The 23,045-nt window shown below is 66.4% G+C and carries 18 protein-coding genes and 1 pseudogene; 8 read left to right on the top strand and 11 right to left on the bottom strand.

Annotated features, from left to right (window positions below; genetic code table 11):
- Window positions 1-56 precede the first annotated feature (56 nt).
- The 5 genes from OQ789_RS22080 (at window position 57) to OQ789_RS22060 (ending at window position 3,513) form a co-directional block, all read left to right on the top strand.
- Window positions 57-359, top strand: coding sequence for a hypothetical protein (locus OQ789_RS22080; RefSeq protein WP_324688301.1), 303 nt, complete (start codon window positions 57-59; stop codon window positions 357-359).
- A 51-nt stretch (window positions 360-410) separates the two neighbouring features.
- Complete coding sequence (locus tag OQ789_RS22075) at window positions 411-1,184, top strand: histidine phosphatase family protein (RefSeq protein ID WP_324688300.1); 774 nt, start codon at window positions 411-413, stop codon at window positions 1,182-1,184.
- 72 nt (window positions 1,185-1,256) lie between these two features.
- On the top strand, window positions 1,257-1,844 hold the full coding sequence (locus tag OQ789_RS22070; RefSeq protein ID WP_324688299.1) for a DUF3090 domain-containing protein: 588 nt from the start codon (window positions 1,257-1,259) through the stop codon (window positions 1,842-1,844).
- Complete coding sequence (locus OQ789_RS22065; protein ID WP_324688298.1) at window positions 1,828-2,643, top strand: SCO1664 family protein; 816 nt, start codon at window positions 1,828-1,830, stop codon at window positions 2,641-2,643. Before OQ789_RS22070 ends, OQ789_RS22065 begins: the two co-directional genes overlap by 17 nt.
- 66 nt (window positions 2,644-2,709) lie before the next feature.
- Window positions 2,710-3,513: a 3'(2'),5'-bisphosphate nucleotidase CysQ gene (locus tag OQ789_RS22060; RefSeq protein ID WP_324688297.1), complete on the top strand. Its 804-nt coding sequence runs from the start codon at window positions 2,710-2,712 to the stop codon at window positions 3,511-3,513.
- A gap of 13 nt (window positions 3,514-3,526) precedes the next feature.
- On the opposite strand, the gene OQ789_RS22055 is transcribed toward OQ789_RS22060, so the two are convergent.
- Both OQ789_RS22055 and OQ789_RS22050 read right to left on the bottom strand, forming a co-directional pair.
- Complete coding sequence (locus tag OQ789_RS22055) at window positions 3,527-5,083, bottom strand: aldehyde dehydrogenase family protein (protein ID WP_324688296.1); 1,557 nt, start codon at window positions 5,081-5,083, stop codon at window positions 3,527-3,529.
- A 214-nt stretch (window positions 5,084-5,297) separates the two neighbouring features.
- Window positions 5,298-6,545, bottom strand: a pseudogene (locus OQ789_RS22050) (IS110 family transposase).
- 235 nt (window positions 6,546-6,780) lie between these two features.
- Between OQ789_RS22050 and mshC the strand changes: the two are divergent.
- On the top strand, window positions 6,781-8,016 hold the full coding sequence (mshC, locus tag OQ789_RS22045) for a cysteine--1-D-myo-inosityl 2-amino-2-deoxy-alpha-D-glucopyranoside ligase (RefSeq protein ID WP_324688295.1): 1,236 nt from the start codon (window positions 6,781-6,783) through the stop codon (window positions 8,014-8,016).
- Window positions 8,017-8,048: 32 nt separating this feature from the next.
- Window positions 8,049-8,936 (top strand): SDR family oxidoreductase, encoded by an 888-nt coding sequence (locus OQ789_RS22040; RefSeq protein ID WP_324688294.1) that lies wholly within the window; start codon window positions 8,049-8,051, stop codon window positions 8,934-8,936.
- Here OQ789_RS22040 and OQ789_RS22035 read toward each other — a convergent pair.
- Both OQ789_RS22035 and OQ789_RS22030 read right to left on the bottom strand, forming a co-directional pair.
- A complete protein-coding gene (locus tag OQ789_RS22035) occupies window positions 8,926-10,389 on the bottom strand; it encodes an amino acid permease (protein WP_324688293.1) in 1,464 nt (487 codons plus the stop codon). The two genes, OQ789_RS22040 and OQ789_RS22035, sit on opposite strands and share 11 nt — an antisense overlap.
- Window positions 10,390-10,447: 58 nt before the next feature.
- The gene (locus tag OQ789_RS22030) at window positions 10,448-11,338 is read right to left on the bottom strand and encodes a PAC2 family protein (protein ID WP_324688292.1); all 891 of its coding nucleotides are present in this window, start codon (window positions 11,336-11,338) and stop codon (window positions 10,448-10,450) included.
- A gap of 501 nt (window positions 11,339-11,839) precedes the next feature.
- On the opposite strand from OQ789_RS22030, the gene metH reads away from it, so the two are divergent.
- Complete coding sequence (gene metH / locus OQ789_RS22025; protein WP_420716172.1) at window positions 11,840-15,616, top strand: methionine synthase; 3,777 nt, start codon at window positions 11,840-11,842, stop codon at window positions 15,614-15,616.
- A gap of 145 nt (window positions 15,617-15,761) precedes the next feature.
- Here metH and OQ789_RS22020 read toward each other — a convergent pair whose 3' ends face one another.
- The 7 genes from OQ789_RS22020 to OQ789_RS21990 form a co-directional block, all read right to left on the bottom strand.
- On the bottom strand, window positions 15,762-16,529 hold the full coding sequence (locus tag OQ789_RS22020; protein WP_324688290.1) for a mannan-binding family protein: 768 nt from the start codon (window positions 16,527-16,529) through the stop codon (window positions 15,762-15,764).
- 18 nt (window positions 16,530-16,547) lie between these two features.
- A complete protein-coding gene (locus tag OQ789_RS22015; RefSeq protein WP_420716177.1) occupies window positions 16,548-17,186 on the bottom strand; it encodes a tetratricopeptide repeat protein in 639 nt (212 codons plus the stop codon).
- Between the two features lie 154 nt (window positions 17,187-17,340).
- Entirely contained in the window at window positions 17,341-18,591 is a 1,251-nt protein-coding gene (locus tag OQ789_RS22010) for an MlaD family protein (protein WP_324688288.1), read from the bottom strand.
- Window positions 18,588-19,826, bottom strand: coding sequence for an MCE family protein (locus OQ789_RS22005; protein WP_324688287.1), 1,239 nt, complete (start codon window positions 19,824-19,826; stop codon window positions 18,588-18,590). Before OQ789_RS22005 ends, OQ789_RS22010 begins: the two co-directional genes overlap by 4 nt.
- Window positions 19,823-20,938 (bottom strand): MCE family protein, encoded by a 1,116-nt coding sequence (locus OQ789_RS22000; RefSeq protein WP_324688286.1) that lies wholly within the window; start codon window positions 20,936-20,938, stop codon window positions 19,823-19,825. Before OQ789_RS22000 ends, OQ789_RS22005 begins: the two co-directional genes overlap by 4 nt.
- The gene (locus OQ789_RS21995) at window positions 20,935-21,990 is read right to left on the bottom strand and encodes an MlaD family protein (protein WP_324688285.1); all 1,056 of its coding nucleotides are present in this window, start codon (window positions 21,988-21,990) and stop codon (window positions 20,935-20,937) included. The genes OQ789_RS22000 and OQ789_RS21995 overlap by 4 nt, the downstream gene beginning before the upstream one ends.
- Window positions 21,983-23,038 (bottom strand): MlaD family protein, encoded by a 1,056-nt coding sequence (locus tag OQ789_RS21990; RefSeq protein WP_324688284.1) that lies wholly within the window; start codon window positions 23,036-23,038, stop codon window positions 21,983-21,985. The genes OQ789_RS21995 and OQ789_RS21990 overlap by 8 nt, the downstream gene beginning before the upstream one ends.
- Window positions 23,039-23,045: the final 7 nt, after the last annotated feature.

The raw sequence follows: 23,045 nt of genomic DNA, 5'->3' as shown, positions 1-23,045 counted from the left end.
GTCCAATTGGGCCGTGCTGCCTGCGTCCATCCCTACCAAAGAGGTATGGTCGGCAGATGGCCGTCACCGCTGACCGTCATCTGGCGCAAAAAGAGTTTGCTGTCGAGGACATGTCGACAGGCATTTCTGCGAGCGGATACGGACAAGTCGGTGATGGGCGGTGTTTTTCGTTCCACATCGAGAACCGTTGCCTTGTCGTAGAGATTTACCGGCCGCACCTGGCCGGGCCCGTTCCCCAGCCCGACGAAGTGGTCGCTACCGCGGTCCGCGGGCTGGTCGGCATCGATGTCACCGACGAGCGCAGCCTGACTGCCGCGGTGCGCGACTCCGTGGCGCACGCGGCGACGCCATTACGCTGACCCGGTGCTGACCCCGCCCGGATCCGTCCACCGGGTACCGTCGGGGTCGATATGACCGTCATCCTGTTGCGGCACGGCCGTTCGAGTTCGAATACGGCAGGCGTTCTCGCCGGTCGCTCCGAGGGTGTCGACCTCGATGACAAGGGCCGTGAACAAGCCGACGGCCTGATCGATCGAATCGGTGACCTGCCGATCCGCGAGCTGGTCACTTCGCCGCTGTTGCGCTGCCGCCGCACCCTCGAGCCGTTGGCCGATGCGCTGTACCTGACGCCGGTCGTCGACGATCGGCTCGCCGAGGTGGACTACGGAGAATGGACCGGCCGCAAACTCGGCGAGCTGGTCGGCGAGCCGTTGTGGAAGGTCGTTCAGGCGCATCCCAGCGCGGCGGTGTTCCCCGGCGGCGAGGGCCTGGCCGGCGTGCAGGCGCGGGCGGTGTACGCCGTCCGCGAACACGACCGCCGACTGGCCGCCGAGCACGGCGCCGATGCGCTGTGGGTCGCTTGCACTCACGGTGATGTCATCAAGGCCGTCATCGCCGATGCGTACGGCATCCACCTCGATGGCTTCCAGCGCATCACCGCCGACCCGGCGTCGGTGAGTGTGATCCGTTACACCGAGCTCCGCCCGTTTGTGTTGCACGTCAACCACACCGGCGCTCGGCTGTCCGCGGGGCTGCGGGCCGGCCCCCCGGAGAAGGATCCGGAGATGGATTCAGCGAAGGACCAGGCGAAGCCCGGGGCGGGCCCCGCGTCCAACGGGGAGCCGGGTGAATCGGCCACCGGCATGCCGTCCGGCGACGCCGTGGTCGGCGGTTCCACGGAGTAATTCGGCGGCCGCCTCCCTCGGATCGCCATCGGATCGCACGAGCGTGGCACATGCCGGTATTTTGGAAGTGCCATGGCCCGCGCAATTCATGTCTTCCGCACACCCGACCGCTTCGTGGCCGGGACCGTCGGCCAGCCCGGAAATCGCACGTTCTACATCCAAGCCGTGCACGACGCCCGGGTGGTGTCCGTGATATTGGAGAAGCAGCAAGTCGCCGTGCTCGCCGAACGCATCGGCGCGTTGCTGCTCGAGGTGAACCGCAGGTTCGGCACGCCCGTTCCGCCGGAGCCCGCCGAGATCGAGGATCTCAGTCCGTTGGTCACCCCCGTTGACGCCGAGTTCCGGGTCGGAACCATGGGCCTGGGCTGGGATTCGGAGGCCCAGACGGTGGTGGTCGAGTTGCTGGCCGTAACCGACGCCGAGTTCGACGCGTCGGTGGTGCTCGACGACACCGAGGAGGGTCCCGACGCGGTGCGCGTGTTCCTGACGCCGGAGTCGGCGCGCCAGTTCGCCACCCGCTCCAATCGCGTCATCTCCGCGGGACGTCCGCCGTGTCCGCTCTGCGACGAACCGTTGGACCCGGAGGGCCATATCTGCGCGCGCGCCAATGGATATCGGCGCAGTGCGCTGCTCGGGCCTGACGATGACCCCGAGGTCTGACGACCGTGAGGTGTTGCGCGACGGCGAGCTGACAGTCATCGGCAGGATCCGCTCGGCCAGCAACGGCACCTTCCTCTGCGAATCGACGCTCGGCGAGTCCAGCGTGCACTGCGTCTACAAGCCGGTCGCCGGGGAGGCGCCGCTCTGGGATTTCCCGGACGGGACACTGGCCGGCCGCGAACGGGCCGCGTATCTCGTCTCCACGAAACTGGGCTGGAACATCGTGCCCTACACCATCATTCGGCACGGGCCGGCGGGCCCGGGCATGCTGCAGCGGTGGGTGCAGCAACCCGGCGACGCGGTGGACACCGAGCCGCGGCCGGGCCCGGACCTGGTCGACCTGTTTCCCGCCAGGACCAGGCAGCCCGGCTATCTGCCGGTGTTGCGCGCCCTGGACTACGCAGGGGACGAGGTCGTGCTGATGCACGCCGACGACCTTCGGCTGTGGCGGATGGCGGTGTTCGACGTGCTGATCAACAACGCCGACCGCAAGGGCGGCCACGTGCTGCGCGACCTCGACGGCCACATCTTCGGCGTCGACCACGGCGTATGCCTGCACGTCGAGGACAAACTGCGCACCGTTCTTTGGGGATGGGCCGGCAAGCCGATCGACGGTCACACCCTCGAGGCCGTCGCCCGTCTGACCGAGGCGTTGGACGATCGGTTCGGCGACGAACTGGCCGAGCACATCACCCGGGCCGAGATCGGCGCGCTGCGCCGGCGCGCGGACGCGCTGCTGGACAACCCGGTCATGCCCGGACCCAACCGGCATCGCCCCATCCCGTGGCCGGCTTTCTAGCGGTGATGGCAAGCCCGGTGGCGCCATCGATGCAGGCCGCGGGTCGCCGTCAGCGATACTGATGCGGTGAGTAACCGCGCGGACGATCTGGCCGGCGCGTCCGATGCCGCCCTGGCCGCCGATCTCGCCGCCGACGCGGGGGAGTTGCTGCTGAAAGTCCGCGACGAAGTCGGCTTCGGGTATCCCTGGGCGCTGGGCGACGCGGGCGACAGCCTGGCGAACGCGCTGATCCTGCGGCGCCTGCGCGAGGAGCGGCCCGACGACGCGGTGCTCAGCGAGGAGGCCTACGACGACCTGTCCCGGCTCAAGCACGACCGCGTGTGGATCGTCGACCCGCTGGACGGCACCCGGGAGTTCTCCACGCCGGGCCGCGACGACTGGGCGGTGCACATCGCGCTGTGGCAGCGCCCCACCGGCGACACCGGCAACGGCCGGCGCGAAATCACCGACGCGGCGGTGTCATTGCCGGCCCGTGGAAACATCGTGTATCGCAGCGACACCGTCAGCGCCGACGCCGCGCGCGTCGGCGTCACCGACACCATTCGCATCGCCGTGAGCGCCACCCGTCCGCCCGCGGTGCTGCACCGGATGCGGCAGACACTGCCCATCCAGCCCGTCGCGATCGGCTCGGCCGGCGCCAAGGCGATGGCCATCATCGACGGGGACGTCGACGCGTACGTGCACGCGGGCGGCCAGTGGGAGTGGGATTCGGCGGCCCCGGCCGGGGTGGTGATGGCGGCGGGCATGCATGCGTCGCGGCTCGACGGATCGCCGATGCGCTATAACCAGCTCGACCCGTATCTGCCCGACTTCGTGATGTGTCGCGCCGAGCTGGCGCCGGTCCTGTTGGGCGCCATCCGCGGCCGGTGAAGCCGACGGGCCGTCAACGGCCCAGTCGACGCCTCCAGTCTTTCGCCGACAGTACCCGGAGCATGTTCTCGACGAGGCTGCCCTTCTTGCGGCTGTACGGGTACCAGAGCAGCTCCTTTTTCATCGCGACGCGATCGGCGACGATGGCCTTCTGGCGGCAGTATTTACGGATGCCGTCGGCGCCGCCGGAGCGGGCACCGATTCCCGATTCCTTCCAGCCCGCCATCGGAAGCCCGAACTGCAGCAGGCTGGTGATGACGTTGTTGACGTTGACGCTGCCCGTATTCATTTGCCGCGCAACGGATATCGCTTTGTCCTTGTCCCGCGTCCACACGCTGCCGGACAGCCCCAAGTTGGAGTCGTTGGCCCGCTCGATGGCCTCGGCGACGTCGCGCACCTTCATGACCGGCAGCGTCGGGCCGAACGTCTCTTCTCGCATGCAATCCATGTCGTGGTCCACATCGACCAGCACGGTCGGCTCGTAGAACAGGCCGCCGTCACCGCCGTCGCCCGCCTTCCCGCCGACAAGCACTTTGGCGCCCTTGCTCACGGCGTCGTCGACATGGCGGGACACGATCGCGAGTTGCTGCGCGGTGGTCATCGACCCAACCTCGCGGGAATAGTCGTGTCCCGAGTCCATGCCGCTGCGCAGCGCAGATGTCTTGGCTACCAACTTGTTTACGAACTCATCGTAAATGGGCTCCTCGACATACACCCGCTCCACCGAGATGCACACCTGACCGGTGTAGAAGAAGCCGCCCCACACCGCACCGTCGACGGCCCGGTCGATGTCGGCGTCGGCGCACACGATCATCGCGTCCTTGCCGCCGAGCTCCAGGCTGCAGGGGATCAGCCGCTCGGCCGCCGCGACGGCGATGCGCCGCCCGGTGTTGACCGAGCCGGTGAACATCACGTAGTCGACCGTATTGACCAGTGCCGCACCGGTTTCGCCGTAACCGAACACCACGTCCAGTACGTCGGGTGCGCCGATCTCCTTCCAGCCCTCGACGGCCACCCGCCACGCCAGCGGAGCCAACTCCGAGGGCTTTGACAGCACGGCGCAGCCGGCCATCAGCGCCGCGGGAATGTCAAGCAGCGGCAACGACAGTGGGCCGTTCCACGGCGTGATGACCCCAACTAGCGGATAGGGCTGGTAGACCAGTGTCAGCTTCTTGCCGGCGTTGGCGGCGCCGTAGGGGCGCACCGTCTGGTCGGCAAGGAATTCGGCGGCGTTGTCGATCCAGTAATTGATGATCTGTAGCGCCGAGATCTCCACACCGGTGTCGCCCCAGGACTTGCCCGTCTCGAGCTGCAGCGGCGTCAACAGCTCGTCGCGATGGTCCAGCATCCAGTCGCGCCACCTGCCCAGCCAGCGCGCGCGGCCGTCGACGTTCATTTGCTGCCATAACGGCTGGGCCTTGCGCAGCCGGGCCGCCACGGCCTCGACGTCGGCGGCGGTCGAGACGGGCACGCTGCCGACGACCTGCGTGGTCGCCGGGCATCTGACCACGATTTCTTGTGATGCGGCCGCACCCGCGGTGTCTGGTCGGTCGGTTGTGTGAGTCGACATCCCAACCACCTCGTTCGTCGACGCTGAGTGATTTGCTAGATACCCGGTCCCAGCAAACCACACATCGCGCGGTGGCGATACAGCGCGCGAGGGTCCTTTCAGCCCGCTGCGCGGGCTGCATCGTCGGCGCGCGGGGTTGCTGGCGTGCCTCCTTCTCAGCCCGCTGCGCGGGCTGCATCGTCGGCCCACCTAGACATCCCAGGTGCGTAAGTTGTCAAGCTGCGGCGGTTGTGCGGTGGGCCCAGGCTGTGTGTTCGCTGTAGTGCTGCTGGTGACGTAGGCAGCCGTGCAGAATGCCCACGAGGCGGTTGCCCAGTGCGCGTAAGGCTTGGTGGTGGGTTTGTTTGGCATCGCGGTGTTGGTCGTAGAAGGTCCGGGCGCCGGGGCTGGTGGAGAGCGCGCAGAAGGCCCATTGGTCGATCGCGTCGTAGAGGCGGCGGTTGCGGATGTGGCGGGCCAGTACGGCGCGTTTCTTGCCGGAGGCGATGGTCAGTGGTGAGGTTCCGGCGTAGTTTTTGCGACACTTGGCATCGGTGTAGCGATTCGGGTCGTCCCCGAACTCACCGAGCACCCGGGCGCCGAGCACAACACCAAGTCCTGGCAGGGAGCGGTAGATATCGGCGTCCGGGTGTGCCTCAAAATGCGTTGCGAGTTGGGCTTCGAGCTCGCCGATCTGGCGGTTCAGCTCGGCGATGATTCCCACCGTGGCTCGGGTGGTCGCGGCGAACGCGGCGGTGACCGAGGCTGGGGCGGCGAGCTGGTCACTGCGCAGAATTTATTGAATCTGCAGCGCTCGGGTATCGAGGTTGCGTTGGCGCCCAGCAGCTTTGAGCGCTGACCGGATCTTGGACAGGCTCAGGCGCGCGCCCTCGACCGGAGTGGGCGCACGGCCCAGGATGGCCAGGGCATCGCGGCCGGCCAGGTCCTCGAAGGCCTCCAACGCCGCGGGGTAGTACTCGCGCAACGCACTGCGCAGGGCGTTGGTGTGGCGGGTTCGGGTCCAGATCAGATTCTGATGTCCGCGCGCCAGGACCTTGACCGCCTCGACAACCGCACTGTCCCCGGCGATCGGGCGGTGATTGTGGCGATCGGTGCGCACCAGGTCAGCCAATAGTTTGGCGTCACCGGTATCAGACTTCGCGCCCGAGACCTGGTGACGCTCGCGGTAGCGGGAGACCGCGAGCGGGTTGACCGCGAACACTCGATAGCCAGCCGCGGTCAGGGCCTCGACCCACAAACCGCGGTCGGTTTCGATGCCGATCACCACCTCGGCGAGTTCCCCGGCGTAGGCGGCCACCAGCTGGTGGAACCCGCGGATCCCCGCGAGTCCCTCCGGGAGCCGGCGCGATGCCAGCTTGGCCCTGTCGACGTCCATCAGGTGAACATCGTGATGGTCCTCGGCCCAATCATCTCCCACGAATATCGTCAACTCGCCTCCCTGCTCGATGTCGGTTAAACACATTCGAGCCCAAGGACACCCGGCGGCAACCTAATGGATCAGTGCTCAAAGCACGCCACCCCATCAGCGCTACAGGCGACCTCACCAACCGGCCGGGGCACGATCTGGGCGTAGGAGTCAAACAACACTCCAGGCTTGAACAGTGCTCACCGGCCAGCGGCTCGGTTGATCAGCCTCCCTCAACCACAACGCCCGCCGGTCAAAGACTCGCTGATCGAATCCCATTAGGCTGATTGCCATGCAGTCGTGGCCTTCCCCACAGGTTCCCGTGTTGGCGGGACGCGGTCCGGAGCTTCGGCTGTACGACACGTCTGACCGGCAGGTGCGTCCCGTGGCGGCCGGCTCGACCGCCACGATGTATGTCTGCGGCATCACCCCGTACGACGCGACGCACCTGGGCCATGCGGCGACCTATCTGGCGTTCGATCTGATCCACCGGCAATGGCTGGATCTCGGCCACGACGTCCACTACGTCCAGAACGTCACCGATGTCGACGATCCGCTGCTGGAGCGCGCGGAGCGCGACGGCATCGACTGGCGCGGCCTGGCCGGGCGCGAGGTGTCGCTCTTCCGCGAAGACATGGCCGCCCTGCGCATCCTGGCGCCGCGCGACTACGTCGGGGCCACCGAGGCAGTCGCCGAGGTCGTCGAACTCGTCGAGAAGATGCTCGCGTCCAGCGCGGCCTACGTCATCGAGGGCGAATACCCGGACATCTACTACCGCGCCGACGCCACGCCGCAGTTCGGCTACGAATCCGGCTACGACCGCGACACCATGCTGCGACTGTTCTCCGAGCGCGGCGGCGACCCGCAGCGGCCCGGCAAGACCGACGCGCTCGACGCCCTGCTGTGGCGGGCCGCGCGGCCGGGGGAGCCCAGCTGGCCCTCACCATTCGGTCCCGGCCGGCCGGGCTGGCATGTCGAATGCGCGGCGATCGCGCTCAGCCGCATCGGCAGCGGCTTGGACATCCAGGGCGGGGGCAGCGACCTGATCTTTCCGCATCACGAATTCACGGCTGCCCACGCCGAATGTGTCCGGGGCGAGCGGAGATTCGCGCGCCACTACGTGCACGCCGGGATGATCGGCTGGGACGGGCACAAGATGTCCAAGAGCCGCGGCAACCTGGTGCTGGTGTCGCAGCTGCGCGCCCGCGGTGTCGAGCCGGCGGCCATCAGGCTCGGGCTGTTGGCCGGCCACTACCGCGCGGACCGGTACTGGAGCGAACAGGTTCTCGACGAGGCCGTCGCCCGGCTGCGTCGCTGGCGTGCCGCGATCGCGCTGCCGGCGGCCCCGGACGCCGCCGACGTGATCGCGCGGGTGCGCCAATACCTCGCCGACGACCTGAACAGCCCGAAAGCGCTTGCCGCACTTGATGGTTGGGCCACGGACGCGCTGGAATACGGCGGCCACGACACCGAGGCACCTAAGCTGGTGGCGGCCGCCGTCGATGCGCTACTGGGAGTAGCCGTCTAGTCGGAGGCCCCCGCAAAGGTACGTTGGCGACCATGACATCGCTGCAGGACAAAGTCGTTCTCATCACCGGTGGCGCCCGGGGAATCGGGGCCGAGACCGCCCGCCGGCTGTGCGCCAAAGGCGCCAAGCTCGTGCTGACCGATCTCAACGAAGCCGACTTGCAGGCGCTCGCCGCTGAACTGGGCGAAGAACGGGTGCTGACGGCCGTTGCCGACGTGCGCGATCTATCGGCGATGCAGGCAGCCGTCGCGCGCGCCCTCGAGCGGTTCGGCGGCATCGACGTGGTGGTGGCCAACGCTGGCATCGCCAGCTACGGGTCGGTGCTGCAAGTCGACCCCGAGGCATTCAAACGTGTGCTCGACATCAACGTGCTCGGCGTGTTTCACACCGTGCGGGCGGCATTGCCGGCCCTGATCGAGCGCCGCGGCTACGTGCTGATCGTCTCGTCGCTGGCCGCCTACACCGCCTGCCCCGGGCTCGCCCCGTACAACGCCTCCAAGGCCGCCGTCGAGCTGCTGGCCAACGCCCTGCGGCTGGAGGTGGCCCACCAGGGCGTCGCGGTCGGCTCGGCGCACATGTCCTGGATCAACACCGCCCTGGTCCGTGACACCCAGTCCGACCTGCCGGCGTTCGATCAGTTGCTGGCCAGCTTCCCGTGGCCGCTGAACAAGACGACCACCGTCGACAAGTGCGCGGCCGCCTTCGTCAAGGGCATCCAGCGCCGCCGCACCCGCGTCTACTGGCCGCGCTGGGTGGCGCTGTTCCGTTGGATGAAGCCGGTGCTGTCCACCCCGGTAGGCGAACTGCCCCTGCACAAACCCACCGCCGAGCTACTGCCCCAGCTGGACGCCCAGGTCGCCGCGCTGGGCCGCTCCACCAGCGCCTACAACCGCGACCTCGGCAGGCCGATCAGCCCGTAGCGGCCGCACCCCGCGACGCGACGGCCGCCACCCGGTTGCGCACCAGGAACCATCCGGCGCTCAGCGCCGGGACGACGACGACCACCGCCGAGATGGTCCAGATTCCGGTTTCCTTGTCGAAGGCCATCATGACCAGGACGGCGGCCAAGAACGCCAGGGTCAGGTAACCCGAGTACGGGGCCCACGGCATGCGAAACCGTGGGCGCTGGATCAGCCCCGCCTTGGCCAGCCGGTAGACACGCAGCTGACACAGCACGATGGTCGCCCAGGACGCGATGATGCCCGGCGCCACGAGGTTGAGCACGATCTCGAAAGCTTCGCCGGGGTTGACGGCATTCAGTGCGATGCCGAGCAGGCAGATGGCGCCCGCCATCGCGATGCCGACGTAGGGCACCCCGTTCTTGGACATCCGGATCGCGCACCTCGGGCCGCTGCCGCTGGACGCGATCGAGTGCATGACGCGCCCAGTGGAATACAGGCCCGCGTTCAGGCTCGACAGCGCCGCGGTGAGCACCACCACGTTCATCAGGTCCCCGGCGCCGTGGAAGCCGATCTTGGTGAAGAAGGTGACGAACGGACTTTCGGTGGCGGTGTACGACGCATACGGCAGCAGCAAGGACAGCAGCGCCACCGACCCGACGTAGAAGATCGCGATGCGCGCGATCACGGTGTTGATGGCCCGCGGCATGATTTTCTCCGGCTCGGCGGTCTCTCCGGCGGCGGTGCCCACCAATTCGATGGCGGCATAGGCGAATACCACGCCCGATGTGGTCAGCAGCACCGCCGGGACGCCGGCCGGAAACAGGCCGCCGTGGTCGGACCACAGGCTCACTCCGGTGCTGTGGCCGTCGATCCGGTAGCGGCCGACCAGGAAGACGATCCCGACGGCCAGGAAGGCGACCAGCGCGAGAACCTTGACCAGCGCGGCCCAGAATTCCAGCTCACCGAACCATTCGACCGAGATGAGGTTCATCGACAGCACGACGACGAGGGCGAGCAGGGCCAACAGCCACTGCGGAATCGATTCGAAGGTCGACCACCGCCGCAGGTAGGTGGCGATCGCGGTGGTGTCGACGATCGCCGTCAGCGACCAGCCCAGGAAATACATCCAGCCGATGGCGTATGCCGCCTTCTCGCCGAAGAACTCCCGGGAGTACGAAACGAAAGAACCCGAAGACGGCCGATGCAGGACCAGCTCGCCCAGCGCCCGCAGGATCAGAAAGACGAAGACGCCGCACACGGCGTAAACCAGAAACATGCCGGGTCCCGCCTTGGCCAGGCGGCCGCCCGCGCCCAGGAACAGCCCGGAACCGATCGCGCCGCCGATGCCGATCATCTGCACCTGCCGGGCCTTGAGTCCCTTGCGGTAACCGGCGTCTTCGCCGACTGCGCCGGCTACCGGATTCGGGCTGACTACAGGAGTTGGGTTGCCGTCATCGGGCAACGCGGCCATGACACGTCCAATCGGTAGGTCGCGGTGAAAAGCGCGCGTGCTTGATCTGTCGATCGCCTCAGCGCCCGAAGCCGGGGCGACGCCGGCGCAGGTAGCGCTCGAACTCGGCGGCCAGCGCGTCGCCGTCGATCTTGCCGAGCGCGTCGTTCATGTCGACCTCGGCGTCGCCACGTTGCTCGAGCGACTGCACGTACTCGGCCAGGTCCTCGTCCTCGGCGGTCATCTCGGTGACCGCCTGCTCCCAGTCCTCGGCGTCCGTCGGCAGGTCGGCCAGCGGCACCTCGATGTCGAGCACGTCCTCGACGCGGCGCAGCAGGGCCACCGTGGCCTTCGGGTTCGGCGGCTGCGACACGTAGTGCGGCACCGCCGCCCAGAATGTCACCGCCGGGATCCCGGCGGCCACGCAGGAGTCCTGGAACACCCCGGCGATGCCGGTCGGCCCCTCGTAGCGGCTTTCCTCGAGCCCGAAGCGTTTCGCCGACTCGGGGGAGTAGGCCGCGCCCGAAACCGGTACCGGCCGGGTGTGCGGGGTGTCGGCCAGCAGCGCGCCCAGGATCACCACGGTGTCGACGTTGAGCTTGTCGGCGATGGCCACCAGCTCCGAGCAGAAGGTGCGCCAGCGCATGTTGGGTTCCACCCCGTGCATCAGCACGACGTCGCGGTCGCTGCCCGGCGGCCGGCAGTGCGAGATCCGCATGGCCGGCCACACCAGCTCGCGGGTCACCCCGTCCACCTGCCGGATGACCGGACGATTCACCTGGTAGTCGTAATACGCCTCGTCGTCGATCTCCAGGATGGGGTCGGCCTCCCAGATGGCTTCGAGGTGTTCGAGCGCGTCACTTGCGGCGTCGCCGGCGTCGTTCCAGCCCTCGAACGCGGCCACGACGACGGTGTTGTGCAGCTCTGGCAGTGCGACTTCACCATAGGGGGGGCCGTCGGACGGGGTCACAGAATCAGGGTACGGCCTTCGGCGCCGATGTTTGGGGCTGCCTGGCAGGGCGCTGTCAACCACCGGTGTTATTCCATAGGACGACTATCCTTATGGGGTGACTGCCGCGAACGAACACCGCTACGACACCGACATCCGCGACACATCGGCGCAGCGTGTGGTGGCCGGCGATGGCGCGACGGGCACCCGGATTGCGGGCCGCTGACGTGGATGCCGGACGACTGGGACACCCGGCGTCGACGGGGTCGGGGCGAAATACGCTCGGCTGCAATCTGGTTAACCTTGGTAACTACCCACTGCCGACAAGGTCCGCGAGCCGGCGCTCGAGTGCATCGCGAACGCCGAGCGGATCGGGTTGAGCTGGGCGTCCATGCGTCGGGTGACGACGTAGACTCTTCTGGTCGAGAGGCGTTGCAACGGTTATTTGGGGGGACCCCGTCCCCGCGGTATCCGCCACGCTCGGCAGAGTCAAGGACGCCTTCCGCTACGGAAGGAATGCATGTGAGCTCTGAGTCGAACTCGCTTGAGCCCCACATCCGCCCCGACTGCGCCGACGAGCTGACGGCCGCGCTGCGCCGGCGGATCCTGGTGATCGACGGCGCGATGGGCACGGCGATCCAGCGGGACCGGCCCGACGAGGCCGGCTACCGCGGCGACCGGTTCACCGAGTGGCCGACCGCTCTGCAGGGCAACAACGACCTGCTCACCCTGACGCAGCCGCAGATCATCGAGGGGATCCACCGCGAGTACCTCGAGGCGGGCGCGGACATCCTCGAGACCAACACATTCAACGCGAACGCGATTTCGCTGTCCGACTACGACATGGCCGACCTGGCCTACGAGCTGAACTACGCCGGCGCCGCGCTGGCCCGCAAGGCCGCCGACGAGTACGGCACCCCGGACAAGCCGCGCTACGTCGCCGGCGCCATCGGCCCGACGACACGGACCGCGTCGATCTCGCCGGACGTCAACGACCCGGGGGCCCGCAACGTTTCCTACGACCAGCTGGTTGCCGCCTACCTCGAAGCCGCCAACGGCCTCGTCGACGGCGGTGCCGACCTCATCATCATCGAGACGATCTTCGACTCGCTGAACGCCAAGGCGGCGGTGTTCGCCGTCGAGACGCTGTTCGAGGAGCGCGGACGCCGTTGGCCGCTGATCATCTCGGGCACCATCACCGACGCGTCCGGGCGGACGTTGTCCGGGCAGGTCACCGAGGCATTCTGGAACTCGATCCGGCACGCCAAGCCGATCGCCGTCGGCCTCAACTGTGCCCTGGGCGCGCCGGAGATGAGGCCCTACATTGCCGAGGTCTCGCGGATCGCGGACACCTTCGTGTCTTGTTACCCAAATGCCGGTCTGCCCAATGCTTTTGGTGAGTATGACGAGTCCCCGGAGCGTCAGGCCTCCTACATCGCAGATTTCGCCGAGGCCGGCCTGGTCAACCTGGTGGGCGGCTGCTGCGGGACGGCGCCGCCGCACATCGCGGAGATCGCCAAGGTCGTCGAGGGCAAGCCGCCTCGCGAGGTGGCGCAGATCCCGGTGGCCACGCGGCTGTCGGGCCTGGAGCCGCTCAACATCACCGAGGATTCCCTGTTCGTGAACATCGGTGAGCGGACCAACATCACCGGCTCCGCCCGGTTCCGCAACCTGATCAAGGCCGAGGACTACGACACCGCGCTGTCGGTCGCCCTGCAGCAGGTCGAGGTCGGCGCGCAGGTCATCGACATCAACATGGACGAGGGCATGATCGACGGCGTCGCCGCGATGGACCGGTTCACCAAGCTGATCGCGGCCGAGCCGGACATCAGCCGCGTCCCGGTGATGATCGACTCCTCCAAGTGGGACGTCATCGAGGCGGGCCTGAAGAACGTGCAGGGCAAGCCGATCGTCAACTCGATCTCCATGAAGGAGGGCGAGGAGAAGTTCGTCCGCGAGGCACGGCTGTGCCGCAAGTACGGTGCCGCCGTCGTCGTGATGGCCTTCGACGAGCAGGGGCAGGCCGACAACCTGGAGCGCCGCAAGGAGATCTGCGGCCGCGCCTACCGGATCCTGACCGAAGAGGTCGGCTTCCCGGCCGAGGACATCATCTTCGACCCGAACTGCTTCGCGCTGGCGACCGGCATCGAGGAGCACGCGACCTACGGCATCGACTTCATCGAGGCCTGCGCCTGGATCAAGGAAAACCTTCCGGGAGTGCACATCTCGGGCGGCATCTCGAACGTGTCGTTCTCGTTCCGCGGCAACAACCCCGTCCGCGAGGCGATCCACGCGGTATTCCTGTTCCACGCCATCAAGGCCGGCCTGGACATGGGCATCGTCAACGCCGGTGCCCTGGTGCCCTACGACTCGATCGACCCCGAGTTGCGGGACCGCATCGAGGACGTCGTACTGAACCGCCGCGAGGACGCGGCCGAGCGGCTGCTGGAGATCGCCGAACGCTTCAACAAGGCAGATAAGACCGAGGATCCGAAGGCCGCCGAGTGGCGCGGCCTGCCGGTCCGCGAGCGGATCACCCACGCCCTGGTCAAGGGCATCGACGCGCACGTCGATGACGACACCGAGGAGTTGCGGGCCGAGATCGCCGCGGCGGGCGGCCGCCCGATCGAGGTGATCGAGGGTCCGCTGATGGACGGCATGAACGTCGTCGGCGACCTCTTCGGCTCCGGCAAGATGTTCCTGCCCCAGGTGGTGAAGTCGGCCCGGGTGATGAAGAAGGCCGTCGCGTACCTGCTGCCGTTCATCGAGGCGGAGAAGGCGGGGGCGAGCGAAGCGACGGGGGATGGTCCAGCGTCCGGTTCGTCCAAGTCCAAGGACACCAACGGCACGATCGTGATGGCGACCGTGAAGGGCGACGTCCACGACATCGGCAAGAACATCGTCGGGGTTGTGCTGCAGTGCAACAACTTCGAGGTGATCGACCTCGGTGTGATGGTGCCCGCCGAGAAGATCCTCGCCGCGGCCAAGGAGCACGACGCCGACATCATTGGCCTGTCCGGGCTGATCACCCCGTCGTTGGACGAGATGGCCAACTTTGCCGTCGAGATGGAACGCGAGGGGCTCGAGATTCCGCTGCTGATCGGGGGCGCGACCACCTCGCGCGCCCACACGGCCGTGAAGATATCGCCGCGTCGCAGCGGTCCGGTGGTCTGGGTGAAGGACGCGTCCCGGTCGGTGCCGGTCGCCGCCGCGCTGCTGGACGACAGGCAGCGCCCGGCGTTGCTGGAGGCCACCGAGAAGGACTACGCATCGCTGCGCGAACGGCACGCCCAGAAGAACGAGCGGCCGATGCTGACGCTGGAGAAGGCGCGCGCCAACCGGACGCCGATCGAGTGGGACGGCTACACCCCGCCGGTGCCGGCCCAGGGGCTGGGCGTGCGGGTTTTTCAGGATTACGACCTGGCCGAGTTGCGCGAATACATCGACTGGCAGCCGTTTTTCAACGCCTGGGAGATGAAGGGCCGCTTCCCCGACATCCTCAACAACCCGGCCACGGGCGAGGCCGCCCGCAAGCTGTACGACGACGCCCAGGAGATGCTCGACACGCTGATCAAGGAGAAGTGGCTGACCGCCAACGGCGTGATCGGCTTTTTCCCGGCCAACGCCATGGGGGACGACATCGAGGTCTACACCGACGACACCCGGACCGAGGTGCTGACCAGGCTGCACAACCTGCGCCAGCAGGGCGAGCACCGCGAGGGCATCCCGAACCGCTCGCTGGGCGACTACATCGCCCCCAAGGACACAGGTCTGGCCGACTACGTCGGCGCGTTCGCCGTCACTTCGGGGCTCGGCAGCGGAGAAAAGATCGCGGAGTTCAAGGCGGCCCTCGACGACTACAGCGCCATCCTGCTGGAGTCGGTCGCCGACCGGCTGGCGGAGGCTTTCGCCGAGCGGATGCACCAACGGGTCCGCAAGGAGTTCTGGGGATTCCAGCCGGACGAGCAGCTGGACAACGAGGCACTCATCGACGAGAAGTACCGCGGAATCCGCCCCGCCCCCGGCTACCCGGCCTGCCCGGAACACACCGAGAAGGTGACGCTCTGGAAGCTGATGGACGTGAAGGAGCGCACCGGCATCGAGCTGACCGAGTCGATGGCGATGTGGCCCGGCGCCGCCGTCAGCGGCTGGTATTTCTCGCACCCGCAGTCGCAGTACTTCGTGGTCGGCCGGCTGGCCCAGGACCAGGTCGCCGACTACGCCAAGCGCAAGGGCTGGACCCTGGCCGAAGCGGAGCGCTGGCTCGCCCCCAACCTCGGTTACAACCCGGAGGACTGAGTCCTACGTTGGTTGCGTTCCGCTGCGCAGGGACCACATCTTTTGCCCGCCTTCGAGCGACAACTCGCCAGGGCGGTTGAGGCCTTCGGGGGTTGTCGCTCAGAGGCGGGCAGTTGGACTATCCACCCGGCCGGGTGGAGCGCTGCTAGATGCGCAGCACCGGCGCGAGGGCGGACAGTGGGATGTGCGCCTGCACGGTGCCCCCGTCCATGTACCACTGCATGACACCGGGGGTGAAATTGATCGGACTGTCATGCCCCACCGGGTAGTCCGGCATGTACAGGATCAACTCGTCGGGAGTCACCGCCCACGCCTTGTACGCCCCGGAGTAGACCTTGTCCGGGGTCCAGCGGTCGATGACGAAGGGGTAGCTTCCCGGGTCGTGTGGCGGCGGCGCCTGGTTCAGCGCGGTCTCGATAAACGGTTGGGCCAGTGGGGGAATGGCGGTCAGTGGATTCGACGTCGTCAGGTCGGCCAGCTGCACCCGCCGGCCGCTCGCCATGTCGAACGTGAAGGTCCGGTAGGCATTGTTGAATTGGGGCCCGTCGGCGTGGTAATCCTCGTGGAACACCGCGCTGAGCAGGTTGGCATGCCGGAAGATCTCGAAATTCTCCTCGCCATAGCTGTCGGCGGCCATGCTGCCGTTGGCGCTCTTCCAATTGTTGACCAGGGTGTGTAGGTAGTCGCGGATCACCGGCCCTGTGGTCGGATTGTCGACCAGGTCGTCGGGCACAGCGACCTTGATGTCGCGCACGGCGTTGCGTTCCGAGGTCACCGCGGAGTGGCAGTATTGGCCGTCCCAGTCACCGCCGAGTTCGCCGCAGAACGACGGCGCCGAAGCGCGGGTGGTGGGGGTGCCGGGAATCGTTGCGGCCGCGATTAATAGGAACACCGCCGACAGTCTTTTGAGCATGAGATGCCTCCGCTCGGCTCAGAGGAGTTGGACCTTGCTTGCCCGCCAGCGACCGTCGACCTTCTCCATGGTCATCTTGATCCTGCTGCGGTCGATGCGCGGGTCGGGTGCGGCCGCGTTGGTGACCGTCTGGTCGATGAAGAGCAGCACGACCACCTTGCCGCTGGACTCGGACTGGATGGCCGAGTCGACCACCACGCCGTGCGCGGTGGCCTTGTTGTCGATCAGCAGCTGCCGAAGCTTGACGCTCGACTGCGTGTACATGTCCTTGAATTCGCCGGTCGCTCCGTCGAGCACCTGCTTGAAGTTCTCGTCGACCTTGTTCGAATCGATGCTCGTCAGCACCTGCGCATAGGCGATGGCCGCCTGTCGGGCCTGTTCACCCGCCGCCTTCAGCTGATGGTCTTGCCACTGCCGCCACCCGAGGAGCCCCGAAACGGCAAGCGAGACAACGAGTAACGCCGGCAACGCGCTGCGACGCAGATACTTGCGCCAGGGCCGCTTGGCGCGCTCGGTCTTGGGACGCTTGCTCTTGAGCAGGTCGCCTTGGTCATCCTCGTCATCGGCCGGATCATCGGCCGGATTGTCGGCCGGCTCGTCACCCTCGTCGGTGGTCGCGTCGTCCTCGGGTGCGCCCGCGGATTCGTCGGCCCGCATCTCCTCGGCGTTTTTGCTTGCGACTTCCGATTTTTCGGTCCCCGCTTCCGCCTCGGTTTCGGTTTCGGTTTCGGTTTCGGTGTCGGCTTTCGGGTTCTTCTTGGTAGTCACGACCACGATCATCTCCTAGAGGTCGACTCAGCTCGTTTGCGGCTCAGTGTGGCGGTTCGATCGGCAGCTGCGGACCGCCGTAGGGGGTGGGAATGGTATAGCGGCCACGCGGAGTCGGGTCGGTCCGCTCGCCAAGGTTTGCCCCCGGCGGTGGGCCTGCGGTGTCGTCGCCACCGGGCCGTGGCGCATTCTTGGCACCGCGGATCGAGACCGCCGGGTCGTCATCGCGGCAGTAGGTGTATTTGAACGGTTCGTAGTAGTCGGCGGCGGAAGAGGCGTGCGAGGGCGTCCCGTAGTCGCACACGTAACGGGGGTAAAGGTCGGCCGTCGCCCAGACGCCGTTGTCGTGGAAGGCGCTCGCCACCGCGTCCAATACCGATCCGCGGTAGTCGGGGAACAGCGCGTTGAGCGCCGGCACCCGCAGATAGAACAGCTGCGACATGGTGGCCATGCTGCCCAGCAACTGCACCATGGTGTCGGAGTTGTCGGCGAACAGATTGTCGACAGCCGACAGGGTGCGCGGCGTTTGCCCAGTCAACCGGCGATAGCCGGCCTGCATTCGGGCCACCCCGGTCAGCGTTTGGTTGAGTTCCTTTGCTGCAGAGCCTATTCCGTTGTTCTTGTCGCTGGCCAAGGTGAGCACGACGCGGCTGGTCTTGATGATGCTGGTGGTTTGGGGCAGCACTGAGTCCAGCGTCGAAAGCAGAAACGTGCCGCCGTCGACGATGGCGGTCAGCTTCGCCGGACCCTCCCTGCTCAGGCTCAATTCCTTCTTGATCACCTCGATCTTGTGCGGGTCCACCTGGGCCAGCAGCCCGTCGGCATCACCGAGTAACTGCGCCAAGCTGACCGGGACGGTGGTGTGGTCCAGGCCGATGAGGCTGCCGTCATGCAGATACGGGCCTGCGTCGGACGCGGCTTCGAAGTTGATGTACTGCTCACCGGCCGGCGAGAGGGCTGACACATGCACGACGCTGTTCGCCGGGATGCGTACCTTCGACGTGATGCTGGCGACGGCGTTCACCCCGTTGTCGGTGATCTGTAGCGACTCGACGCGGCCGATGCGGACTCCGCGCAGTGCGACGTCCTGATTGGGCAGCAGGCCACCGGATTCCGCCAACTGCACGGTTACGCGGTAGGAGGACGCGAAGGGCTTTACCCGCAGCGCGCCGATGAGCAGATAGGCGGTCGCAACGACAAGGATGAGCACCAATCCGGCCACCGACAGCCAGACCTGTTGCCGGTGACCTGTGCGCACTGCCCGGACAACGACGTTGGCGAAGGCGCGCATCATGGTTGCGCTCCTGGTGGTGGCGGCGGTCCTGGCGGTGGCGGGGGTGAAGCCGGCGGGGGGGCGGGGGCGACATCGATTTGGCCCGGGATGTTCGGGTCCGGGATGACTGGAACCTGCGGCGAATTCGGGCCCCGGCCGACTACGCGTTCCTGCAGCCGCCACAGGGTGTACTTGAGGGTGCCGACGAGCAGGTTCACGTTGTAGTGATGCGGTCCGTGCAGTCCGATGTCACCGGGGAATCCTATATCGGGCAGCGACCCGAGCATGATCTTGTCCACGCTGACATTCACCGAAATCGAGTTTCCCGCTGTCGATTTGACCAATGCGGGGATCAACCGGTTTATCGACGTCCAGCTGGTATCGGGACTCATCGCAACGTCGTTGGCGGCCCCGGCGATCGTGTTCAGGTCGCGGATCATGCTGCGGCCGCTGTTGTCGGTTCCGCCGATCGACGGGAACCTGGCCAGTAACCGGGAGGTGTCACCCACCTGTACGGCCAGGTTGGAAAGTTGACTGGTGTTGTCGGCCAGGGCCGAAGTGGCGGGTTTGGCGGCGACCATCAGCTCACTGATGGTCTGGTTCTTGGCGTCGAGTTGGTCGGCCAGCCGCGACAATTGGGTCAGCGCCTGCGAGATCTGATCGGACCGGGCGTCCAGCGTCCCGAGCAGCTCGTTGGACTTGCGGATCATGTCCCCGAATGCCTGGCCCTGGTCGCCGGTCGCCTTGCCGAAACCGTTGATGATGTTGGTGAAATTGCGTACCGCGCCGCCGTTCACCAGGATCGCCGCCGAGCTCAGCACCGACTCGACGGTCGCGGCGGCCGCGGTCGAATCCAGGCCGATCGTGTCGCCGTTGTGCAGCAGCGGCGTGTCAGCGGGATCGCTTGCGGGTGGTTTCAGCGCGACGAACACGTCGCCCAGCGGTGTCGCGGTGCGCAGTTCGGCGGTGCTGCCCCGCGGCAGTTGCACGCCGTCCCGGATTCGCAGCCGGGTGACTGCGGTGTAGTTGCGGGCGGCCATCGATTCGAGCTGCCCGACGTCGGCGCCGGCGAGCTTGACCTTGGCGTTCATCGGCAGGTTGAGCGCGTTGGAGAACACCGCGTTCAGCGAATACCCGCCCGAGCCCAGCTCCGGCGCCGGAAGCGGCAAGCTGGCAAGGCCGTTCGTACCGCAACCCGCGGTGACCACCGCCGCGGCAACTACCGTCAGAATGCTCCGCGCGCGCGTTGTCATCATTTCTGCCCCATGGCGGCCAAACCGTCGAGCACATAGGTCAACCCGAAATCGGGCCCGAAGTCCTGGATGGTGCCGGTGCTACAGCCGAGTTGTCTAAGGCCCATCAGGTTGCAGATTTCTTTGGTGTATTGGCTGTCGAAAAGCAACCGGTCCGTGAGAAAGCGGGCCCGAACGCTGCCGTTCGCCCGGTCGACCATGTTGTAGGCGTTATCCGCTACCAGCGGAGCCAGATCCAGGAGCTCGGCCAAGTTGCGCTGCTCATCGGTCACCGTCTTCAACGTGTCATTGCCATGAAGAACGGCCTGTTTGACATTGTCCCGGTTTTCGTCGAGCAGGTCGCCTGCCCGTTGGATCAGTTGGTCGAGTTTGCGTCCCGTGCTGCCGCTGCCAAGGTCCTCATCGGCCATGATCTCGCTGACTTGGTGAATGGTGGAAGCGAATTCACGCAATTTCGTGTCATTGGTAGCCACAGCGTCGAACAGCGTGCTGAGATTTTTGACGATCGTGGTGATCTGCTCGCGGGTCGCCGCGCCACCGTCGCTGGACAGCCGCAGCGCCTTGGACAGCTCACCCAGCGCAGCCTTGATCTTTTCACCGTTCCCGTTGACCACCTCGGTGCCGCCGTTGAGCACGTCGGCGATCGGCCCACCGCCGTGGCCGTCACCCTCGAGCGACTTGGTCACCTTGTCCAAAACGTTGAGGACGCTGCTGAATTCGACGGGCGTCTTGGTCCGGGGCAGTCCGATGGTGTCGTGGTTCTCCAGGGTCGGTCCGCCATGATAGGGCGGTGTGAGCTCGATCTGCCTATCGGTGAGGATGGAGGTCGACACCGTGACGGCCTGGGCGGTGGCGGGCACTTTGACGTGCCGGTCGATGGTGAACTCGACTTCGACATAGCCGCCCTTGGGCGTGATCTTGGTGACCTTGCCCACCGGCATGCCCAGCACCGCCACCTCATTGCCCTCGTAGAGTCCTGAGGCGCTGTCGAATTGGGCGGTCACCGCGATCGTGTCGTCGTCGGAACTCAGAGTCCACCAACCGATTCCGACCGCCGCGGCAATGACCGCGACCGCGGCGACGATGGCCAGCGACCTGGCGCCGAGGCGCCTCACTTGCAGTCCTTGAAGTACTGGATCATGCCGAACTGCTTGGCGCGGCCGCTTATTGCGCACATCCACGAGTCGATCGCCGGAACGTTGGGGGCGTTGAAATTGATCGCGTTGCCGTCACCGGTGAGGTTGGCCGCCTCGCGGAAGAAGATCGGGCTTATCTGCAGCATGCTGTGCAGCAGGTCGTCGTGTTGCGACATCAGGTTGGTGAAGTCGCGCATGTCTGTGATCAGCGCGTCCAGACCGGAGCGATCGTTGACCACGACCTGGCTCATCGTGTCGACCAAGTTCGACAAGGATTGCATCATCGCGTGGAAAACGGCGCGCCGCGCGACGAATTGGCCCAGCAGGTCTTGCCCCTGGTCGACCAGAGCGCCGATGCCGGCCTGCTGGCGCCGCAGCGTGTTGGTCACCTGCTCGGTGCTGTGCAGCAGCTGTCCCAGCTGGTCGCGTCGTTCCGCAATGATTGACGATAATGTGTTGATGTTCGTGATCGCTTGTGGCACAACGGTGGGCAGGCCCTCGAGCTGCTTGCCAAGCACCGCCAGCGATTGCGCGAACCTGTCGGAGTCGACCTGCTCGAAAGTGGTGGTGGCGTCCTGCAGCGCAGCCTGCAGGTCGTAGGGCACCTCGGTGTGCGCAAGGTCGAACGTGTTGTTGGGCAGATGCGCCGGGCCGTCGGGTTCCAGCGCGAGGTAGCGCGAACCCAGGATGGTAGTGACCTTGATCTGTGCTCGGGAGTCCTTGCCCAGCTTGATGTTGTCGCGGACCTTCAGGCCCGCCTCGACGTGGTCTCCGACGAGTTTCATGCTGGTGACGTTGCCCACTGGGACGCCCGCGACCACGATCGGGTTGCCGCCCCGCAGCGAGGCCGCCTGGAGAAACTCCGCGGTGTAATGCCGATAGCCGGCGCCGATCGCATGCACCAACAGCATCACCGAAATCACCACCGCGACCACCGCGATGGCGATGAATCCGAGCCAGGTCTTGTTGTAGCTTTCCAGCGGACGGCTCTTCATACCCGAAAGCCGTTGCCGTAGTGACGCGTCAGCCATCGACCGTGCTCCTGCAGCGCGGGGTGTGCCAGGCTCTGTTGCCCGGTGTGGCGGCGTTGATGATGACCGGCACCACATCGTTGAGCCCGGGGAAGAAGCCCATGAAGTTTACGTCGCACACGTAGGCATTGCCGTAGGCGCCCTGATTGCCCACTCGGGTGAGGCCTTTCAGCAGCAACGGGATGTTGTCGCCGAAGAATGCCACCTGCGGTTCGACGTCCATGATGTGTTTGGCGACACCAGGTTGACGATCGATGAATTCGCGCAAGGCCGGGTACACGTCCGTCGCCGATGCCGAGAGCCGGTTGGTCACCCGGGCCAGCGAACCAACCGAAGCGACCAGGTCCGGACGCCGCCGGTCGAGCTCGCCGACGACGCTGCGGGCCTGCGTGATGACCCCATCAAGATTGTCGTTTTGTTGGGCCAGGTTGCCGACAACCTTGTCGAGGTTGGTGATCACGCTGCCGAGGGCCTGATCGCGGCCCGCGAAAGTCTGTGTGAGCGTGGAGGTCTGGCCGACCAGAGTGGTAAGCGACGACGTGTCGCCTTGCAGCGACTGAATGATGCCCTTCGTGAGGTTGTCGGCGTCATGGGGGTTCAGCAGGCTGAACAACGGTTCGTAGCCGTTGAGCAGCGTGGTCACGTCGAAAGACGGCTCGGTGCGCTGCAGCGGGATTGTGCTGCCCGGGGGAAGCAGCGCCGGACTGCCTTCCTTGCCGAGGGACAGTCCAAGGTAACGCTGCCCAACGATGTTCTGGTAGGTCACTGACGCGAGCGTGTTTCCGAACAGCCGCTGTTCGGACTGCACCACAAACGAGACCTTCGCCAATTTGCCGTCGAGTTCGACCTTTTCGACGCGGCCCACGCGGACCCCGGCCATGCGGACGTCGTCGCCTTCGCGCAGTCCATACACGTCGCTGAACACCGCCGAATACCTGCTGGTGTCACCGGCCACGTCACGCCGCAGGCTCACATACACCAGCCAGGTCAGCGTCAACGCAACGATCATGAACAGGGTCAGCGCAATGAGTGGGCCGCGAAACTTCATGAGCATC

Origin of the sequence: Mycobacterium sp. 94-17, from assembly GCF_035617725.1 — a bacterium.
Classification (GTDB): Bacteria; Actinomycetota; Actinomycetes; order Mycobacteriales; family Mycobacteriaceae; genus Mycobacterium.
The sequence above is the reverse complement of the archived record's forward strand: the minus strand, read 5'-3'. Positions and strand labels throughout refer to the sequence as shown.

What these genes read in the sequence shown, in the direction of transcription:
- OQ789_RS22080 (WP_324688301.1), top strand. Translation starts at nt 57, where the DNA reads ATGGCCGTCACCGCTGACCGTCATCTGGCGCAAAAAGAGTTTGCTGTC.
- OQ789_RS22010 (WP_324688288.1), bottom strand. Translation starts at nt 18,591, where the DNA reads ATGATGCGCGCCTTCGCCAACGTCGTTGTCCGGGCAGTGCGCACAGGT.
- OQ789_RS21995 (WP_324688285.1), bottom strand. Translation starts at nt 21,990, where the DNA reads ATGGCTGACGCGTCACTACGGCAACGGCTTTCGGGTATGAAGAGCCGT.
- OQ789_RS22015 (WP_420716177.1), bottom strand. Translation starts at nt 17,186, where the DNA reads ATGCGGGCCGACGAATCCGCGGGCGCACCCGAGGACGACGCGACCACC.
- OQ789_RS22035 (WP_324688293.1), bottom strand. Translation starts at nt 10,389, where the DNA reads ATGGCCGCGTTGCCCGATGACGGCAACCCAACTCCTGTAGTCAGCCCG.
- OQ789_RS21990 (WP_324688284.1), bottom strand. Translation starts at nt 23,038, where the DNA reads ATGAAGTTTCGCGGCCCACTCATTGCGCTGACCCTGTTCATGATCGTT.
- OQ789_RS22005 (WP_324688287.1), bottom strand. Translation starts at nt 19,826, where the DNA reads ATGATGACAACGCGCGCGCGGAGCATTCTGACGGTAGTTGCCGCGGCG.
- OQ789_RS22065 (WP_324688298.1), top strand. Translation starts at nt 1,828, where the DNA reads ATGACCCCGAGGTCTGACGACCGTGAGGTGTTGCGCGACGGCGAGCTG.
- OQ789_RS22040 (WP_324688294.1), top strand. Translation starts at nt 8,049, where the DNA reads ATGACATCGCTGCAGGACAAAGTCGTTCTCATCACCGGTGGCGCCCGG.
- mshC (WP_324688295.1), top strand. Translation starts at nt 6,781, where the DNA reads ATGCAGTCGTGGCCTTCCCCACAGGTTCCCGTGTTGGCGGGACGCGGT.
- OQ789_RS22070 (WP_324688299.1), top strand. Translation starts at nt 1,257, where the DNA reads ATGGCCCGCGCAATTCATGTCTTCCGCACACCCGACCGCTTCGTGGCC.
- OQ789_RS22075 (WP_324688300.1), top strand. Translation starts at nt 411, where the DNA reads ATGACCGTCATCCTGTTGCGGCACGGCCGTTCGAGTTCGAATACGGCA.
- OQ789_RS22055 (WP_324688296.1), bottom strand. Translation starts at nt 5,083, where the DNA reads ATGTCGACTCACACAACCGACCGACCAGACACCGCGGGTGCGGCCGCA.
- OQ789_RS22020 (WP_324688290.1), bottom strand. Translation starts at nt 16,529, where the DNA reads ATGCTCAAAAGACTGTCGGCGGTGTTCCTATTAATCGCGGCCGCAACG.